Here is a 1,222-nt window from a genome sequence, read left to right on the forward strand (position 1 = left end):
TGTAGATCCCCCAATCTTTAGGACAGCTTTCTTTCAAATTTATATAAATATTCATGCTGCTTTTTTAAATACTTCAGCGGGTATTTCATAATCGATAGATTGGTGTCTTCTTTCATGATTGTAGTACTCAAAGTACTCGGCTAGTAGTAGGTAGAGATCCATTCCATCTTTAGGAGGATTCAGATAGATTTTCTCATATTTTACATTCCTCCATAGTCGTTCGATAAAAGCATTGTCGGTTGCTCTTCCCTTACCATCCATACTTAAGCGTATTCCCTGGCCTAAGACGTAATTAGCAAACTCCTCGGCGGTAAACTGACTGCCCTGGTCGGTGTTGAGGATCTCTGGTTTCCCATGCTCTTCAATGGCTTCTTCTAAAACCTGTTTGCACCACTGCGCATCCATGGAATTAGAGATACTCCAGTTAAGCACATACCGGCTATGCAGATCAATGATGGCCACTAAATACATGTATCCTTTCTTCAGCGGAATATAGGTGATGTCCGTAGCCCAGACCTGATTGGGTCTTTCAATGGTCAGGTTCCTGAGCAGGTAGGGATAGGTCTTATGTTCCTTACATCTGCGTGAGGTATGTTTTCCAGGCAGCACAGCCCTTAGACCCATAACCTGGTAATAAAGCCGCTCAATGCGGTTTTTACTCACCTTGTAACCTTTGTCTTTGGTGAGCCAGATATGCATGCGTTTAGCGCCTTTAAAGGGATGGTGTAGGTAATGTTCATCCATCTCCCGCATGAGCTTCAGATTCAGCTCACTCTCGCCGCTAGGTTTATAATAAAGCCCTGAGCGGTGTACGGACAACGCCTTGCATTGTTTAGCTACACTTAGTTTGGAATGACCCTTGCGTATCATTTTTCGACGTTCGACCAGTGGTCTTAGCGCAAGGCGTCCTTTAAAAAATCATTTTCCACTTTAAGCTCACCAATGGTCTTGAGTAGTTGATCATTCTTTTTCTCAGCATCGCTGCGCTTGTCTTTCTTTCCGGATTCAAAGACCTGCTCGGCGCCTTCAAGAAAATCCCGCTTCCAGGAGCTTATTTGCGTTGGGTGTAGCTGATACTTTTGAGCTAGCTCGGCCAGACTATGCCGCTCTTTTAAGGCTTCCAAAACCACTTTGGTCTTGAACTTCGAGGTAAATTTTCTTCGTGTCATTTACAGTAAATTTAATCATTAAACTTACTGCCCTAATTTTTGGGGTATCTACA

2 protein-coding genes are annotated in these 1,222 nt (G+C 43.4%); both read right to left on the reverse strand.

The features are described from left to right. Positions 1-51 precede the first annotated feature (51 nt). The gene (locus QU605_RS15285) at positions 52-870 is read right to left on the reverse strand and encodes an IS3 family transposase (RefSeq protein ID WP_289726199.1); all 819 of its coding nucleotides are present in this window, start codon (positions 868-870) and stop codon (positions 52-54) included. A 23-nt stretch (positions 871-893) separates the two neighbouring features. Next, positions 894-1,169, reverse strand: a complete 276-nt coding sequence (locus QU605_RS15290; protein ID WP_289726200.1) for a transposase — start codon at positions 1,167-1,169, stop codon at positions 894-896. Positions 1,170-1,222: the final 53 nt, after the last annotated feature.

Origin of the sequence: Robiginitalea aurantiaca, from assembly GCF_030380815.1 — a bacterium.
Lineage (GTDB): Bacteria > Bacteroidota > Bacteroidia > Flavobacteriales > Flavobacteriaceae > Robiginitalea > Robiginitalea aurantiaca.

Coding starts and splice junctions, on each gene's coding strand:
- QU605_RS15285 (WP_289726199.1), bottom strand. CDS start 870: ATGATACGCAAGGGTCATTCCAAACTAAGTGTAGCTAAACAATGCAAG.
- QU605_RS15290 (WP_289726200.1), bottom strand. CDS start 1,169: ATGACACGAAGAAAATTTACCTCGAAGTTCAAGACCAAAGTGGTTTTG.